This is a genomic window from Actinomadura madurae (assembly GCF_900115095.1).
Classification (GTDB): Bacteria; Actinomycetota; Actinomycetes; order Streptosporangiales; family Streptosporangiaceae; genus Spirillospora; species Spirillospora madurae.
Window position 1 is genome coordinate 394,107 of the sequence record NZ_FOVH01000002.1, and the last position, 16,675, is coordinate 410,781.

Annotated in this window: 15 protein-coding genes; 6 read left to right on the forward strand and 9 right to left on the reverse strand. The window is 74.0% G+C overall.

What is annotated here, in order from left to right:
- Positions 1-76: 76 nt before the first annotated feature.
- From BM339_RS07640 to BM339_RS07650, 3 genes are all read right to left on the reverse strand, one after another.
- On the reverse strand, positions 77-982 hold the full coding sequence (locus BM339_RS07640) for a sucrase ferredoxin (RefSeq protein ID WP_021600083.1): 906 nt from the start codon (positions 980-982) through the stop codon (positions 77-79).
- Positions 983-1,082: 100 nt separating this feature from the next.
- Positions 1,083-2,636: a glycerol-3-phosphate dehydrogenase/oxidase gene (locus tag BM339_RS07645; protein WP_075020349.1), complete on the reverse strand. Its 1,554-nt coding sequence runs from the start codon at positions 2,634-2,636 to the stop codon at positions 1,083-1,085.
- On the reverse strand, positions 2,633-3,241 hold the full coding sequence (locus tag BM339_RS07650; RefSeq protein WP_021599003.1) for a TetR/AcrR family transcriptional regulator: 609 nt from the start codon (positions 3,239-3,241) through the stop codon (positions 2,633-2,635). The genes BM339_RS07645 and BM339_RS07650 overlap by 4 nt, the downstream gene beginning before the upstream one ends.
- 64 nt (positions 3,242-3,305) lie before the next feature.
- Here BM339_RS07650 and BM339_RS07655 point away from each other — a divergent pair, with 64 nt between their 5' ends.
- The 5 genes from BM339_RS07655 to BM339_RS07675 all read left to right on the forward strand — a co-directional run bounded on the left by BM339_RS07655 (position 3,306) and on the right by BM339_RS07675 (position 10,376).
- Positions 3,306-4,907: an FAD-binding oxidoreductase gene (locus BM339_RS07655; RefSeq protein WP_033333563.1), complete on the forward strand. Its 1,602-nt coding sequence runs from the start codon at positions 3,306-3,308 to the stop codon at positions 4,905-4,907.
- 5 nt (positions 4,908-4,912) lie between these two features.
- Complete coding sequence (locus tag BM339_RS07660) at positions 4,913-5,806, forward strand: diacylglycerol/lipid kinase family protein (protein WP_075020350.1); 894 nt, start codon at positions 4,913-4,915, stop codon at positions 5,804-5,806.
- Positions 5,807-6,208: 402 nt separating this feature from the next.
- Positions 6,209-7,723 (forward strand): metallophosphoesterase family protein, encoded by a 1,515-nt coding sequence (locus BM339_RS07665; protein ID WP_075020351.1) that lies wholly within the window; start codon positions 6,209-6,211, stop codon positions 7,721-7,723.
- 153 nt (positions 7,724-7,876) lie between these two features.
- Entirely contained in the window at positions 7,877-8,389 is a 513-nt protein-coding gene (locus BM339_RS07670; RefSeq protein ID WP_021598998.1) for a DUF4234 domain-containing protein, read from the forward strand.
- Between the two features lie 310 nt (positions 8,390-8,699).
- Positions 8,700-10,376: a bifunctional 3'-5' exonuclease/DNA polymerase gene (locus tag BM339_RS07675; protein ID WP_075020352.1), complete on the forward strand. Its 1,677-nt coding sequence runs from the start codon at positions 8,700-8,702 to the stop codon at positions 10,374-10,376.
- Here BM339_RS07675 and BM339_RS07680 read toward each other — a convergent pair.
- Entirely contained in the window at positions 10,358-11,044 is a 687-nt protein-coding gene (locus BM339_RS07680) for an SGNH/GDSL hydrolase family protein (RefSeq protein ID WP_075020353.1), read from the reverse strand. The two genes, BM339_RS07675 and BM339_RS07680, sit on opposite strands and share 19 nt — an antisense overlap.
- Before the next feature lie 11 nt (positions 11,045-11,055).
- Positions 11,056-12,441 carry an MFS transporter gene (locus BM339_RS07685; RefSeq protein ID WP_021597303.1) on the reverse strand — a complete coding sequence of 462 codons (1,386 nt, stop codon included), beginning with the start codon at positions 12,439-12,441 and terminating at the stop codon, positions 11,056-11,058.
- Positions 12,442-12,556: 115 nt separating this feature from the next.
- On the opposite strand from BM339_RS07685, the gene BM339_RS07690 reads away from it, so the two are divergent.
- Positions 12,557-13,168, forward strand: a complete 612-nt coding sequence (locus BM339_RS07690; RefSeq protein ID WP_075020354.1) for a TetR/AcrR family transcriptional regulator — start codon at positions 12,557-12,559, stop codon at positions 13,166-13,168.
- A 73-nt stretch (positions 13,169-13,241) separates the two neighbouring features.
- Here the strand turns inward: BM339_RS07690 and BM339_RS07695 are convergent, their stop codons facing one another.
- From BM339_RS07695 to BM339_RS07710, 4 genes are read right to left on the reverse strand one after another with little or no spacing between them, the layout of a single operon-like run.
- Positions 13,242-14,042, reverse strand: coding sequence for an ABC transporter ATP-binding protein (locus BM339_RS07695; protein WP_075020355.1), 801 nt, complete (start codon positions 14,040-14,042; stop codon positions 13,242-13,244).
- Positions 14,043-14,098: 56 nt separating this feature from the next.
- The gene (locus BM339_RS07700) at positions 14,099-14,902 is read right to left on the reverse strand and encodes an ABC transporter permease (RefSeq protein WP_021597306.1); all 804 of its coding nucleotides are present in this window, start codon (positions 14,900-14,902) and stop codon (positions 14,099-14,101) included.
- Complete coding sequence (locus BM339_RS07705) at positions 14,899-15,675, reverse strand: ABC transporter permease (RefSeq protein WP_075020356.1); 777 nt, start codon at positions 15,673-15,675, stop codon at positions 14,899-14,901. Before BM339_RS07705 ends, BM339_RS07700 begins: the two co-directional genes overlap by 4 nt.
- The gene (locus tag BM339_RS07710; RefSeq protein ID WP_021597308.1) at positions 15,672-16,655 is read right to left on the reverse strand and encodes an ABC transporter substrate-binding protein; all 984 of its coding nucleotides are present in this window, start codon (positions 16,653-16,655) and stop codon (positions 15,672-15,674) included. Before BM339_RS07710 ends, BM339_RS07705 begins: the two co-directional genes overlap by 4 nt.
- Positions 16,656-16,675: the final 20 nt, after the last annotated feature.

A 16,675-nucleotide genomic window follows, 5' to 3' on the forward strand; every position in this document is an offset into this window, starting at 1 on the left:
CTCTGTTCCCCGCCCGGTTACTCCGGAAACGTGGGGACGTGCGACAGGGAGACCCTCGAATGGGGCCTCCAGGAGATTACACGAGGGCGGCCTCGTTGAGAAGGGTGAGTTCCCTAACAACGTAGGTTCTCTGGTTCTCCCCGCAGCCCGTGCCGCACGGGTCCGGCTGCTGGACGGCCTCCATGATCACCCGGTAACGGCTCTGCCGGGCGACAACGACCGCTTCGTACGGAGATGTCCCAATGACGGATTCCACCGCCACCTCGTCCAGGCCGAGGCACCCGGTGTGCTCCCGGACGAAGTGCTCGGCCGCCTGCGCCGGCTCGGGCGTCCCGGCCCGTCCGCGCAGCCTGTCGAGGACCACCTCGCCCCGCAGGTAGGCGTCCACCGCCGTGGTCGCCTCCGCTTCGCCGAGGTCGCCGTACGAGAGTCCGTGGGGAAGACATACCAAATTCGCCGCAAATCGGTCACCGCCGACGTGGGTGGTTTCCCAGATGAGGCGATCGAAACGTGTGGCCAGCGCGCGGGCCAGCGGCGCCCCGGTGCGGGCGCAGCACGCGTTGTGGCGCCCGTGCGTGCAGACCAGCAGGACCGGCTCCGCCACCCGGTCGCCGAGGCCCGGTGACCGGCCCGCGGCGAGCGCGCGCAGGTCGAGCAGCGCGAGTTCGCCCGGGTCGGCGAGCTCGCGTCCCTCGATCCAGGCCTCGCCCCCGCGCGCGCTCCCCGCGTAGACCTGCAGTGGCGGGGTGGGGCGGCGGCGGCCGGGCCGGCGGATCAGCTGCGGCCGGACGCCCGCCTTCTTCGCGGCCCGGACGACCTCGGCGACCGGGGCCGGGCCGGAGAGGTCCTCGACGTGCTCGGGCCAGGGGCCGGGGTGCTCGACGAGCAGCCAGGCGCCGGCCTTCACGGTGGCGGTCGCCAGGCACGGCCGCTCGCCCGTGTGGCTCCCCGGGCAGTGCCCGCAGCCCTTGGTGCCCGTCACCCCTGGTCCCCCCCGTTGATCTTGGATGCGATTAGGTAAGGGTAACCTAATAAACCGCGTCCAAACCATGAAAGGTGAGACCCGAGGGGTGACGGAGGTCTCAGTGATGTGCCGCCCGGGACACGAGCGCCTCCGCCGCCGGCAGCGCGGCCTCCCGGTCGGAGGCGACGAGACCGATCCTCGTGCGCCGGTCAAGCAGGTCGTCCGCGTCGAGGGCGCCCTCGTGCAGGACGGCCCACGCGAGCTCCGCCCCCGTCACCGGCAGTCCCGGCACGACCGGCTCCGGGAGCGCCGGGTCCTCCGCGGCGAGCGCGGTCAGCAGCGGCGCCTCGGTCCCGTACCGCTGGACCAGGCGGGCCGGCGCGTCCAGCGCGTCCAGCCGGGCGCGGGGGGCGGCGCCGACGAGGGGGAGGCGCGCGGTCCGGCTCGGCCCGGCGGGCAGCCCGCGGGCGCGCACGACCGCGTCGACGGCGTCCTGCGCCATGCGCCGGTAGGTGGTCAGCTTGCCCCCGACGATCGTGACGACGCCGTCCGGTGAGGTCAGGACCGCGTGCCGGCGGGAGATGTCGGCGGTGTCGCCGCCGTCCCCCTTGTCCAGGAGGGGGCGCAGGCCGGCGAACGCGCCGATCACGTCGGAGCGGCGCACCGGGACGTCCACCGCCGAGTCCAGGACGTCCAGCAGGAAGCCGATCTCGGCCTCCGTCGGCTCCGGGACGTCCGGGATGGGCCCGTCCGCGGGCTCGTCGGTGAGGCCCACGTAGACGCGGCCGTCGCCCTGCGGGATCACCAGCAGGTACCGGCTGCTCGCGCCGGGGACCGGGACGTGCATCGCGGCGGTGAGCCCGCGCAGCGTCTCGGCCCGGATCACCAGGTGGGTGCCGCGCGACGGGCGCAGCCGCACCCCGTCCACCAGGCCGCCCGCCCACACGCCCGCCGCGTTCACCACCGAGCGGGCCCGCACCGCGAACTCCCGGCCGGTCAGCTCGTCCCGGACGAGCGCGCCGTCGCCGGCCAGCCCGATCGCGCGGCACCGGGTCAGCACCCGGGCGCCGTGCCCGGCGGCGGTCCGCGCGATCGCCGTGACGAGCCGGGCGTCGTCGGCGAGCTGCCCGTCCCACGACAGCAGCCCGCCGCGCAGCCCGTGGGGGCGCAGCGCGGGCGCGAGCCGGAGCGTCTCGACCGCCGACAGCCGGCGCGGGCCCGGCAGCACCGAGCGCGGGGTGCGGGCGGCGAACCGCAGCAGGTCCCCGGCCCGCATCCCGCCGCCCGCGAGCAGCGCCTGGGAGCGCGGCACGAGCGGGGTCAGCGGCAGCACGAACGGCAGCGCGCGCACCAGGTGCGGGGCTGTGTGCCGCATCAGCGCGCCGCGCTCGACGGCGCTCTCGTGCGCGACGTCCACCTGCCCCTGCGCGAGGTACCGCAGGCCGCCGTGGATCAGCTTGGAGCTCCACCGGGACGTGCCGAACGCCAGGTCGCGGGCGTCGATCGCGGCGACCGACAGCCCCCGCGAGGCGGCGTCCAGCGCGGCGCCCGCCCCCGTCGCGCCGAGGCCGACGACCAGCACGTCCACCACCTCGCCGGGGAGGGCGGCGAGGTCGCGCTCCCGGCGCGCCGCGTTGAGCGAGGTCCGCGGGTCGGGTCCGGTGGTGTTCATGGCGCGAGCGTCCTCTCCAGGATGTGGCGCAGTTCGGCGTCGAGCGCGTCGGCGTCCAGGGCGGGGTCGTCCGCGTCGATCATGATCGGCGCGGACAGCGCGAAGGACTGGACGACGAGCAGCAGCGCGCGGGCCTGCCGGCCGGGGTGGCCGGGACGGATCGTCCCGTCCCGGTGGCCGGCGGCGATGGCCTCCTCGAACCACGCCAGGAAGGCCTGCTGGCTGGCGCCGCGGCGGTCCAGCAGGTAGGGCAGCAGCAGCTCCGGGTCCACCTCGATGATCTTGCGGAGCAGCGGGTGCTCCCGGAGCGTCCGGACGCCGGTGACCAGGCCGTCCACCATCCTCGGCCGGACCGGGCGGCCGTCGTCGGGCGGCTGCAGTGCCGCGCCGATGCCGGTCCACTCGCGGGTCATGAGGTCGGCGACGATCGTGCGGACGTCCGGCCACCGGCGGTACAGGGTCATCCGGGACACCCCGGCCCGGCGCGCGATGTCGGTCAGCGTCGTGCGGCGCATCCCGACGGCCAGCACGCAGTCGCGCGCCGCGTCGAGCACGGCGTCGTCGTCGGTCCGCCCGCCGTTCCTGTTGTGACGATTCGACGTCATGTGTCACAGTGTAAGCACACGGACGGGAGGCCCGGTGACCGGAGACAGGGTGCAGGCGCGGGACATGCTGTGGAGCGGCTGGGGCGACCCCTCCAGGGCGGCGCCGCTGCCCGAGCCGATGGTCGGGCTGCTGCGCGACCTGCTCGGCGTGCGGCCCGCCGAGGCGCCGCCGGTCGCGCTGGCGGACGTCGCGGTCGCCGAGCCCCGGCTGTCCGGGGACGACCTGACCGCGCTCGCCGGCATCGTCGGGGACGGCGGCGTCCGGGCCGACGCCGAGACGCGCGTCCGGCACACGCGCGGCAAGTCGACGCCCGACCTGCTGCGCATCCGCGCCGGGGACACCTCCGACACCCCGGACGCGATCGTGCTGCCGGGCTCCCACGAGGAGGTCCTCGCCGTGCTGAAGGCGTGCGCCGAGCGCCGTGTCGCGGTCGTCCCCTTCGGCGGCGGCACCTCGGTCGTCGGCGGCCTCGCGCCCCGGCTCACCGGACGCGGCGCGCGCGCCTTCATCGCCCTCGACCTGCGGCGCATGGACCGGCTGGTCTCGCTCGACGAGGTCTCGCGCACGGCCGTGCTCCAGCCGGGGCTGCGCGGCCCGGCCGCGGAGGCGCTGCTCAACGAGCGCGGCTACACCCTCGGCCACTTCCCGCAGTCGTACGAGTGGGCGACGGTCGGCGGCTTCGCGGCGGCCCGGTCGAGCGGGCAGGCGTCCGCCGGATACGGCCGGTTCGACGACATGGTGGCCGGCCTCACCGTCGCCACCCCCGAGGGGTCCCTGGACCTCGGCCGGGCGCCCAGGTCGGCCGCCGGGCCGGATCTGCGGCAGCTCGTCCTCGGCTCCGAGGGCGCCCTCGGAGTGATCACCTCCGTGCGGGTCAGGGTCCATCCGGTCCCGGAGGCCCGGGAGTACGAGGGCTGGCGGTTCGCCTCGTTCGCCGAGGGCGCCGCCGCGCTCCGGCGGCTCGCGCAGGACGGCCCGGTGCCCGCCGTGCTCCGGCTGTCCGACGAGGCCGAGACGATGGTCGGGCTGGCCGACCCGGCGGCGATCGGCGGCGGGTCGTCGGCCGCCGGGTGCCTGGCCGTGCTCGGGTTCGAGGGCACCCCGGCGCAGGTCGCCGCGCGCGGGTCGGCGGCCGCCGACGCCCTCCGCGACGCGGGCGGCGAACCCCTCGGCACCGGGCCGGGGGAGAAGTGGCGGCACGGCCGCTTCGACGCCCCCTACCTGCGCGACTCCCTCCTCGACGTGGGCGCGTTCGTCGAGACGCTGGAGACCGCGGCGTTCTGGTCGGACGTCCCCGCGCTGTACGAGGCGGTCCGCAACGCCCTGATCGGGACGCTGTCCGGGGCGGGTACGCCACCGCTCGTGATGTGCCATATCTCGCACGTGTACCCGTCCGGGGCGTCCCTCTACTTCACCGTCGTGTCCGCGCAGGGCAAGGATCCCGTCGAGCACTGGGACCGGGCCAAGCGCGCGGCCAACGACGCGATCGCCGGGGCGGGCGGGACGATCAGCCACCACCACGGGGTGGGCACCGACCACCGCGACTGGTACGCCCGGGAGATCGGGCCGCTGGGCGCCGCGGTGCTCCGCGCCGTCAAGGACCGGGTCGATCCGGCCGGGATCCTCAACCCGGGCGTCCTCGTCCCGCCGGCCCCGGAGGAGTAGCCGCCATGCGCGCCTTCACGGCGATCGTCAACCCGGCGGCGGGCGGCTCCGCGGCCGCCTCCCGCGTGATCCCGCTGGGCCGGCTGCTGCGCGCCGCGGGCGCCGAGGTCGACGTCGAGTACAGCCGCGGCATGGAGCACGCCGCGTCCGCCGCGCGGGCCGCGGCGGAGGCCGGGCGGGTGGTCCTCGGCGTCGGCGGGGACGGCATGGTCGGCTGCGTCGGCGGGGCCCTGGCCGAGATGGACGCGGGCGCGGACGCCCTGTTCGGCATCGTGCCCGCCGGCCGGGGCAACGACTTCGCCCGTCAGCTCGGCGTCCCGTCCGGCCCGGACGAGCTCGCGCGGCTGCTGCTGGAGGGCGAGCCGCGGGCCGTGGACGCCATCGACGCCAACGGGACGGCCGTCCTCGGCAGCGTCTACGCGGGCGTGGACGCCGTGGCCAACGACAACGCCAACCGGACGCGCCTGCTGCGCGGGTCCGCCGCCTACTACGTGGGGGCGCTGCGCGCGATCGTCTCGTGGCGGCACGCCGACTACCTGATCACCGTGGACGGCGAGGAGCACCGCCGCGAGGGCTACACCGTCGTCGCCGCCAACTCCGGCTACTACGGCTTCGGCCGGCACATCGCCCCCGACGCCCGCGTCGACGACGGGCTGCTCGACGTGGTGCTCATCCGGAAGGCGCCGAAGACCCTGTTCTTCTCCGTCATGCGCGAGCTGGAGAGCGGCGCGCACGTCCGGCGGCCCGAGGTGGAGGTCATGCGCGGCCGGGAGGTCCGGATCGAGCTGGCCGGCCCCGCCGGCCGGACGCTCCCGTACGGCGCGGACGGGGAGCTGCCGGGCGTGCTGCCGGTCACGGCGCGGGTCCTCCCGGGGGCCCTGCGGGTCCTGGCCCCCTGATCCCCGGATCCCGCCGAGGTTTTGGTCCCGCGTTTGGGCCGGTTTACGCCCCCATTACGGCCACCCGGATAGCGTCGTTTACGTCCCGCTTTCGGGACCAAGGGGCCGTCTGTGGAGTCATCATGGGAAGGCGACCACGAGCTCGCCGTTCTGGGGGGACTCATGATGACCGCGGGCGCCCGGATCGTGGTGGCGCCGGCGTCTCTGGGGGTGGCGCCGGTGGCCACCACGTGTAGCTGAATCCCGCTCCATCACCCGGTATCGGGCCGTGCGCCGCGCGGCCCGATCGTCCTGTCCGCCGGCCTTCCGCCCGCTTTCCGCCCGCCGCCGTGTTCGCTTGACGTCGCGGGCGCCTCCGTACAGGCTGTGCGCATCCCCTCACCCCCTGGCCGGAGGCGTTCTGTGTGTGCCGAGGTTTCCCCCGAACCCGACAACTCGCGGACCTCGGAGGCGGGCGCCGGATGGGTCTGCCAGAAGCCCGGCACCTTCAACGACCTGCTGCCCGAGCGCGTCCCCGACTTCTCCTGGCGCCGGCCGTCGGTGCTGTGGCGGTCCCGCAACGACGTGGTCGCGCGCCTGTTCGGCGACCCGTCGAACACGATCCGCCGCCGCTGCGTGGCCGCGCTGCGCGAGCGGGGCACGCCGGCCGCCTTCACCGTCCACCGCTCGGCGCCGGAGTTCTCGTTCGCGCTGCTCGGCGACACCGGCGAGGGCGACCGGTCGCAGTACGCGGTGGTGCCGCCGCTGCTGCACGCCGCCGCCGGCACCGACTTCATGATCATCGCCAGTGATGTGATCTACCCCGCCGGGGACGCGGGGGAGTACCCGGAGAAGCTCTTCCGCCCCTACAAGGACTACCCGGCCCCCATCTTCGCCGTGCCCGGCAACCACGACTGGTACGACGGCCTGCGCGGCTTCCTGCACGTCTTCTGCGACCTGGACGCGGACTGCTCGCCCCCGCCCTGGCGCGGTCCCCTCTCGTTCATCCCGCGCCTGCTGTGGCGGCACTCCGGGGCGGTCGACCCCGACGCGCTGGCCGAGGCCCGCCGGACGTACCGGGGCGCGCCGGGCCAGCAGGGCGTCCAGCCGGGACCGTACTGGGCGATCGACACGCCCTCGCTGCGCGTCGTCGGCATCGACACCGGGATCACCGGCGCCCTGGACCGCGAGCAGGCCCGCTGGCTGCGGGAGGTGTCCGGTGGGCCGAAACCCAAGCTGCTCGTGACCGGAAAACCGCTGTACGTGGACGACGAACGCCGTCCGGGGCGGATCGAGGGCGGCGGGACGGTCGACGAGATCGTCCGGGACCCGGCGCACAACTACGTGGCCGCGATCGGCGGGGACATCCACAACTACCAGCGCTACCCGGTGCGGACCGCCGACGGCCGGACGATCCAGTACATCGTCGCGGGCGGCGGCGGCGCCTTCATGCACGCGACCCACACGATCCCGCGCACGCGCGTGGTGGAGGAGAACGAGTTCCGCTGCTACCCGCTGCGCGGCGACTCCCTCTCGCGCTACAGCAAGCTGTACGGCCGGTGGCTGCGGCTCCCGAAGCTCTTCGATCTCACCCCCGAGGAGGCCACGGCCGCCGTCCGGCACCGGCTCGGCATCCGGCCCGGCCGCGGGTACAAGGGGCCCGACCCGTCCCGCCGCGCGCGCTTCGTCGCGGCCGTGCTCGGCGTTCCGCGCGACGGCCGCCGCCGTCCCCGGTTCCTGCGGCTGCCCATGCACAAGCTGCCGCAGCGGTTCCGCTCGGAACTGGCCGACTGGGACGCGCCGCCCTTCTTCAAGAGCTTCCTGCGCCTGGACGTCACCGAGTCGCATCTCCGCATCCGCTGCTACGCGGCGACCGGTTGCGGCGACCAGGAGACGGCGCCGCCGTGCGAGGACGAGGTGACGATCGCGCTGCGATAGCGGGTGGTTTGGAGGATCGGCCAGGAATGCCGGGAAAGTCGGTGATCTTGGCTCGCGACGTGCTCGAATACCGTTACAGTCGTGGCTCACCACACGGGTGAACGGTAACGGACGGTCGGCCGGAAAACGACCGCGTCCTTCAGGAGCTTCTCAATGAGTTACCCCCAGCAGGGTCAGGGCCAGCAGCACCCTCAGCAGCAACAGCAGGCCTACCAGGGCGGCTACGCGCCCGCCCCCGCGCAGCAGCAGGCGCCCACCGCCCGCGGCGCCGGCCAGAACATGAAGCGCCGCAACCCGATCGGCGCCTGGCTCGGCCTGCCGATCATCACCTTCGGCATCTACGGCCTCGTCTGGTTCTTCAAGGTCCACAACGAGCTGCACGAGTACGACCGTCGCATCGACAACGCCGCCGTCAACGCGCTGCTGTCCCTGTTGTTCGGCAGCATCACCCTCGGCATCTGGCCCCTGATCATGTGGGTCAAGCTCGCCGGGCGCATCGCCCAGGCCCAGCGCGCCGCCGGCCTCCAGCCCAGCTGCAGCGGCGGCATGGGCTTCCTGCTCGGCATCCTCGGCTTCGGCGTCCTGTACTACCAGCTCCAGCTCAACAAGGTCACCGACCGCTACGGCGACACCCCCGCGGGCCAGCAGGTCTCCCTGGTCGCGTAGTTTGTTTGCGTTCCTCTCCTCCTTCGGCCCTGGCGGGCCTCCATCGTCGAGAAACGCGCGCGATCGCTGGCATCGCTCCGGCTCGCCTTGCGGCTCGCTGCGCGATCAGGTTCTCGCTTCGCTTGAACCTGCCTTCGGACGCGATCGCAGCGGCTGAGGTCGTCGGTGGTCGAGGTTCAGACGCTCTGAGCAGCGGGCCGCGGCCCTGGCCTGCTGAACCGGTTCGTGGAAGGCCCCTTCGGTTACCCCCGGAGGGGCCTTCTGCGTGCCCGGTTCTGTCGGTGGTCGGCGGGACAATGGGTTCGTGAGGATGGCGGTTGCCGCTGGAACAGGGGATGGGGGATCACTGCGGCCTTTGACCGAGGACGGAAGTCCGGCAGGGCCGGTCGAAGTCGTACCCGACCTGGTGTCGGCGATCGCGGAGCGGGAGCGGGGGGAGTCGCCGCGGTGGGTGTGGGGGGCCACGGCGCGGCTCTACCCGCGGCTGCTGGACGCCGGGGTGCGGGTGGGGCGCTGCCACGACCTCGAACTGGTCGAGAGCCTGCTGCTCGGGCACGCCGGGCGGTACGGGGAGCCGCGCTCCGTCCGGGCGGCCTGGGCGCGGCTGCGCGGCGAGCCGGTGCCGGCCGACCGCCCGCCGCGCGAGGAGCCCGCGCAGGCGTCGCTGTTCGACGACGCCGCACGCGACGAGCCCGCCGACGACCTGGAGCAGATCGTCGCGGTGCACGCCGAGCAGCAGCGCGCCATCGCCGGGCTCGGCGGGTTCGCGCTGCTCGCGGCGGCGGAGTCGGCCGGGTCGCTGGTCGCGGCGGAGATGGCGCGCGATGGGCTGCCCTGGTCGGCCGACGAGCACGACGCGCTGCTCACCGAACTGCTCGGGCCGCGCCCCTCGGGCGGCCTGCGCCCCCGCAGGCTGCAGGACCTCGCCGACCGGATCAACGCCGCGTTCGGCCCTCGGGCGCACGTCAACCCCGACTCTCCGGCACAGATCCTCAAGGCGTTCGCGTCGGCGGGCCTGCCGATCCCGTCCACCCGCGCGCACGTCCTCAAGCGGCTCGACCATCCGGCCGTCCCGCTGCTGCTGGAGTACAAGGAGCTCTCCCGCCTGCACACCGCGCACGGGTGGGCGTGGCTCGACACGTGGGTGAGCGGTGGCCGGTTCCGGCCCGAGTACGTGGTCGGCGGCGTGGTGTCCGGGCGCTGGGCGACGAGCGGCGGCGGCGCCCTGCAGATCCCGCGCGTCCTGCGCAGGGCCGTCGTCGCCGATCCCGGCTGGTCGCTGGTCGTGGCGGACGCCGCGCAGCTCGAACCGCGGGTGCTGGCGGCGCTGGCCGGCGACCGGGCCTTCGCCGACGCCGCCGCGCACGGCGACCTCTACACGGCGCTCTCCGACGCCTTCCACGACGACGGCGACGGCGGCCTGAGCGCCCGCGCCAAGGCCAAGCTCGCCCTGCTGTCCGCCATGTACGGGGGCGGGACGGGGGAGGCGGTGCAGCTCCTCGCCGTCCTGAAGAACAGGTTCCCCGACGCCTTCGAGTACGTGGAGGCCGCCGCGCGGGCGGGGGAGCGGGGCCGGCTCGTCCGGTCCCGGCTCGGCCGCACGTGCCCGCCGCCGTCCGCCGGATGGCGCGAGCTGACCGCGGCGGGCGACGACGACGCGGCCGGCCCCCGCCAGGGGCAGGCGGCGCAGGCGCTGCGCGGCCGGGGCCGCTTCACCCGCAACTTCGTCGTGCAGGCGACGGCCGCCGACTGGGCGCTGGCCCTGCTCGGCTCGCTGCGCCGCCGCCTCACCGCGCTCGGCCGCCCTCGGCTGGTGTTCTTCCAGCACGACGAGGTCATCGTGCACACCCCCGCCGAGCTGGCCGCCGACGTCACCGCCGCGGTGCGCGCCTCGGCGGACGAGGCCCGCCGCCTCCTGTTCGGCGACACCCCGGTCGTGTTCCCCATGGACATCGCCGTGGTGGACCGCTACGGCGACGCCAAGTGAGCCGCCAGGGCGCGGATCGTGTTGGCGGCGGCGAACGCGTGCCCGCGGGCGTTGAGATGCAGCTGGTCGCCGCTGTAGATGCCCGGGTCGGCCGCGACGGGATGCCCGTGCGGGTTGTCGACGTGGCAGACGCCGTGCTCCGCGGCGACCTCGGCGGTCAGGGCGGCCAGCCGCTTCGTCCGCGCCGACATCACCTCCCGGTAACGGGACATGCCGAGGCCGGCGGCCGTGATGTCCAGCAGGCCGATCGTGACCACGTCGGCCCCGGCCGCGCGGAACGCCGCGACCATCGAGGACAGCTCCCGCCGCACCCCGGCGGCGTCGAAGCGCGGGCGGAGCATGTCGTTGCCGCCGGCCACCACGAACGCCAGGTCGGGGCCGAACTCCAGCGCCGGCCGGAGCTGCCCGGCCGCCACCTCGGCGGCGACGAGGTCGCGGCGGCCGAGGTTCAGCGCCGTGAACCCGGGCGCCACCGCGCCGAGCGCCTCTTCGACGCGGTCGGTCCACGACAGGTCGCGGTACCCCGGGACCGGCTCCCGGATCCCCTCGGCGACGCTGTCGCCGATCGTCACCATCCTCGTCCAGGGCGCGTCGGCGAGCAGTGCCGCGGCCTCCGCGGCGGGGAGCACGGACGGGTCCGTCCACTCCGACAGGGTCGTCTCGATCATCGTCTCTCCTCTCAGGACCTCGCGGGACGGACGGCGAGGAGCATCCCCGCGGCGGCCGTGCCCGCGGCGGCGAGCGTGCAGAACAGATAGACGGCGGTGTAGTCGCCGTGCGCCGCGCGGCCCGGCAGGAGCGCGGCGAGGACGGCGATGCCGAGGGCGCCGCCGAGCTGGCGGGCCGTCGTGTTGAGCCCGGTCGCGCCGGCGAACCGCAGCGGGCCGGCCGACAGCGCGGCGGCCGAGGCGGTGCCCGTGGTCACCATCCCCATCCCCGTCCCGACCAGCAGGCCCACCGGCAGCCAGAACGTGAGGAAGTGCGGCTCCGCGGGCAGCGAGACGACCGCCCACACCCCCGACACGATCATGATCAGCGCGCCGCCCGCCACCGCGGGACGGACGCCGGTGCGGGCGGTGAGGCGGCCCATCACGATCGCCGCCGCGGTGGCGGTGAACGCCCCGGGCGTCGAGGCGAGGCCCGCCTTGAGGATCGAGTAGTGCCACTCCCCGGTCAGGTAGAGCACGCCGAGCAGCAGCCACGCGTACAGGGCCGTCCCGTAGAGGAACGACGCGGCGTTGGCGACGGCGAACTGCCGGTCGCGCCAGAGCGAGATCTCCAGCGCGGGCACCGGATGCCGCACCGACCGCCACAGCGCCAGGGCGACCAGGACGATGCCGCCGAGCAGGAGCGCCAGTGTCCGGGCGTCCGTCCACGCCCAGTCCTGGGACCGGGTCACGCCCAGCGCGACGCCGCCGACGCCGGCGCCGAGCAGGACGGTCCCGGCGAGGTCGGGCAGCCGCCCCGCGGCGCCCTCGGCGCGCGGCAGGCGCAGCCCGCCGAGCAGCATCGCCAGGCCGAACGGCAGGTTGATGACGAACAGCGACCGCCAGCCCAGCTGGTCCACCAGCACCCCGCCCAGGCCGGGGCCGATCGCGGCGGCGAACGCGCCCGCCGCGCTCCACAGCCCGATGCTGCGGGCGCGCCTCTCGGGCGGCGTGTCCTTCAGCAGTAGCGCGAGGGACGCGGGGATCAGCGCGGCCGCGGCGGCGCCCTGCACGCCGCGCGTCACCAGCAGGACCGGCACGTTCGGCGCGACCGCGCAGGCCAGCGAGGCCAGCGTGAACAGCCCGGTGCCCCACAGGTAGAGCGAGCGCCGCCCGACGAGGTCGGCGAGCCGGCCGGCGGGGGCGAGCAGGGCCGCGAACAGCACCGCGTACAGCGTGATCACCCAGGTGAGCCCGGACAGCGAGGTGCCCGGGAAGTCGGCGTGCAGGTCGGCGACGGCCAGGTTGGCGACGGTGGCGTCGAGCATGGCCAGGAACGTCGCCCCGGCCGCCAGCCAGGGCACGTCCCGCCGTGCTCCGGCCGCGCGGGGCGGCGCCGCGGTGGTCTCGGCGGTCATGGGTCTGGGCCTCCAGAAAAATAAACGAACGGTCGTACAATCTTCTATCCGGAGGCCCCGCGTCAAGGGGAGGGGAGGATTGACTTAGAACGAACGGTCGTGCAGATTAAGACCCGTGAGCACTGACGGACGTCTCCTCAAGGGAGCGCAGACGCGCAGGGTGATCCTCTGCCGGGCCGCCGACATCGCCTCTGCGGAGGGCCTGGAGGGGCTCTCGATCGGCCGGCTCGCCACCGAGCTGGGGATCAGCAAGAGCGGCGTGTTCACGCACTTCGGCTCCAAGGAGGAGCTGCAGCTCGCCACCGTCGGCAAGGCGGTCGAGGTGTTCCGCGAGCACGTGGTCGAACCCGCCCTCGCCGCCCCGGCGGGGCTCGGGCGCGTCCGCGCGCTGCTGGACGCCTGGCAGCGCTACCAGCGCGAGCCCGTCTTCCCCGGCGGCTGCTTCTTCCACTCCACGATGGCCGAGTTCGACGCCCGTCCCGGCCGCGTCCGTGACGCGATCGCCGCGTCCCAGCGCGACTGGGGCGCCTTCCTGGAGCGCTGCCTGCGCGAGGCGCGGGACCTCGGGGAGATCGACGCGTCCACCGACGTCCCGCAGCTCGCCTTCGAGCTGGAGGCGGCCTGCCGCACGGGCGCCGCGCACGCGCTCCTGTACGACGACCCGTCCCTGTTCGACCGGGCCACGCGGGCGATGACCACCCGGCTGGAAGCGGTCGTCACCGGCTAGGCCCAGCGCGGCTGGAAGATGGCCGGGGCGGACGGGCGTGGTGCCCCGTCCGCCTCGGTCTCTGTCCGCTGCTCTACTTGTCGCGCGAGGATCCCGACGCGGCGGGCGCCGCGCCCGCCACCGTGGCGCCGCCCCGGACGAGCCGCCCCACCTCGGCCCTGAGCTGGACGAACTCCGGCAGCCCCCGGGTCTCGATCTGGTCGCGAGTGGCCGGCAGCCCGACCGGCAGGTCGGCGTGCACCCGGGCGGGCGAGCGGTTCAGCACGACCACCCGGTCACCGACGTAGACGCTCTCGTCGATGTCGTGGGTGACCAGCAGGATCGTAATCTTCTGGGTCCGGTGCACCTGCAGGACGAGGTCCTCCAGGTCCTCCCGGGTCTGCGCGTCGACGGACCCGAATGGCTCGTCCATCAGCATCAGCGAGGGCCGGTACGCCAGCGCCCGCGCGATCGACACGCGCTGCTGCATGCCGCCCGACAGCTGCCACGGGTACTTGCGGCCCGCGTCCGGCAGGCCCACGGACTCCAGCGCCTCCTGCGCCGCGGCGCGCCGCTCCTGGCGGGACTTGCCGCGCCGGCGCAGCGGCAGCGCCACGTTGTCGCGGACGGTCAGCCAGGGGAACAGCGAGCGGCTGTAGTCCTGGAAGACCACCGCGAGGTCGTCCGGCACGCCGTTGATCGCCGTCCCGTCGAGGGAGAGCTTCCCGCCGGTGGGGGTGATCAGCCCGGCGATGCAGCGCAGCAGCGTGGACTTGCCGCAGCCGGACGGCCCCACGATGCTGACCAGCTGACCGTCCGGGACGGTGAGGTCGAGGCCGTCGAGGGCCAGGTGGCCGTCCGCGTAGGAATGCGTGAGGCCGGATATCTGAAGCATGTCGGCCGCCTTATCTGTGTGTGTGCGTACAAAATCGTTGGTAAGGGGGGTTTCGGTCAACCGGCGAGCCTCCGCGCGCCGGCGTGCCAGGCGAGCAGCCGCCGCTCCAAGAGCAGGAACGCGGCGTTGAACAGGAATCCGAGGATCCCGAGCATCACGATCCCCGCCCACATCCGCGGCAGCTCGAAGGAGCGCTGCGCGCCGATCAGCTCGGAGCCGATGCCCGCGGTGCTGCCGAACAGCTCCGACAGCACCATCAGGATCAGCGCGAACGACAGCGCCACCCGCAGCCCCGCGAAGATCTTGGGCGCCGCCGCCGGGAGCACGATCGTCAGCAGCCGGCGCGCCGGGCCGATGCCGAACACGCGCGCCGTGTCGAGCTGGAGCGGCTCCACCGTGCGGACGCCGTCGGCGGTGTTCAGCAGGACCGGCCACACCACGCCGAACGCGATCGTGACGACCTGCATGGTCGCGCCGAGCTGGAAGACCATGATGAAGAACGGCAGCAGCGTCGGCGGCGGCACCGCCCGCAGGAACTCCAGCACCGGGCTGAACAAATCGTCCAGCACCCGGGACCGGCCGATCGCCGCGCCGATCGCGATGCCGGCGGCGCCCGCCGCGGCCCACCCGATGAACAGGTGGGTCAGGCTCGTGGAGAAGTCGTCCACCGCCTTGTCCGAGAGGAACAGCTGGGACGCGGGGCCGGAGAACCACAGCTCGTGCAGGGCCTTGAGGATCGTCGTGGGCGGCGGGAAGTAGGTCTCGTCCAGCGCCCGGGTGAGCAGCTCCCACAGGACGGCGGCGAGCGCCACGAGCCAGCCGCGCTCGGCGATCGCCCGGGTCGCTCTGAGGCCCCTCATGAGGCCCCCTCCACCTGGGCGCCGTGCCAGCGGAACGCGATCCGCTCCAGCCCGAGCAGGCCCATGTTGGCCAGCAGGCCGAGGACACCGGCCCAGCACGCTCCGGCCAGCAGCAGGTCGGGGCGCCCGCCGCCGGACTGGGTGTCGCTGAGATAGATCCCGACCCCGTCGACGCCGCCGGCGAACAGCTCCGTGCTGATCACGACGATGAGCGCGACGGAGGCGGCGATCCGGACGCCGGTGGCGATGAACGGCGCGGCGCTCGGCAGCGAGACGCGCCACAGCACCGACAGCGTCCCGAACCCGAAGGCGCGCAGGCTGTCCTTGGCCAGCGGGTCGACGTCGCGGAGCGCGTAGAGGGTGTTGATGAGGATCGGCCACAGGCACGCGTAGAAGATCAGCGACATCTTCATCCGCGTCGGGTCCGCGAACAGGATGATGGCGAGCGGGATGAGCGCGACCGACGGGATGGGGCGCAGCAGCTCGACGAGGGCGCGCGCGGCGGTCCCGAGCAGCGGCACCGAGCCGAGCAGGACGCCGAGCGGGACCGCCACGAGCACCGCGAGCGCGAGCCCGCCGAACCAGGCCCGCAGGGTGGCCCCGACGTCGACGAGGAACTCCTGGTCGGCGGCCAGCCTCCCGGCCTCCCGCAGGATCGTCGACGCCGGGGGAAGCGCGGTCTCGTCGACGAGGCCCGTGCGGCTCAGGACCTCGATGACGGCGGCCACGCCGATCACCCCGGCGGCGCCGAGACCGATGCGGCGAGGGCTCATGAAGTCGACGCGAGGAACGTCTTGACGTCGATCGCCTTGTCCACGTAGCCGAACTCCTTCATGAGGTCGGCGACGCGCTGCAGCTTGGCGGCGTCGATCGAGGTCGGGTACGTCCCGTAGCTCATCGAGCCCGCGACCTTCGCGTCGATCCCCTTGGCGTAGCTGGGCAGGATGGTCTGGACGGCCTTCTGGTCGGCGGCGGCCATCCCCTGCGCCTTCTGGAGCGCGCGCTGGAACGCGGCGACCGTCTTCGGGTTCTCCTCGGCGAACTTCTCGGTGACGGCGTAGCCGGCGATCGGCAGGTCGGCCGCCTGGCCGGTGGACAGGTCGGCGACCATGCGGGCGCCCATCGACGTGCCCATCTGGGTGCCGAACGGCTCGATCGCCTGGACGGCGTCGACGCTCTTGGACTTCAGCGCCTGCTCCATGGCGGGCGGGGCGACCTCCACGAAGTTCTTGTCCTCGTCGAAGGTGACGCCCTGCGGCTGGGCGGCGGCGCGGACCAGCATCGTGCTGACGTTGCGCTTGGTGTTGACGGCGATCTTCTTGCCCGCCAGGTCCTTGATCGTCCGGTACGGGGAGTCGCCCCGCACCATCAGGGTGTGCGTCTTGGACGCGGCCCGGAATCCCTCCGCGACGATCTTCGGCTTGAAGCCGGGGTCCTTGGTCCCGGCGGTGAGCAGCGAGACGTAATTGCCGAAGCTGAAATCGAGCCGGCCGCTCTTGAGCAGCGGGATTCCGGCGGCACCGCCCTGGATGACCTGAGTTCTCACGGTCAGGCCCTCGGCTTTGAACAGCCCCTTGGACAATGCGATCTGGACGGGTGCGGTGTCGGCGACCGTCATGGTGCCGAGCGTGATCTGCGATTCTTCCAGGCCGTTGGCCGACGTCTTCTCGTCGGAACCGCCGCAGGCCGTGGAGAGCGCAACCGTGAGCGCGAGCACGCCGGCGAAGGCGGCTCGGGAGTGGGAAGCAAACATGAGCGACGCTCCATGGACGG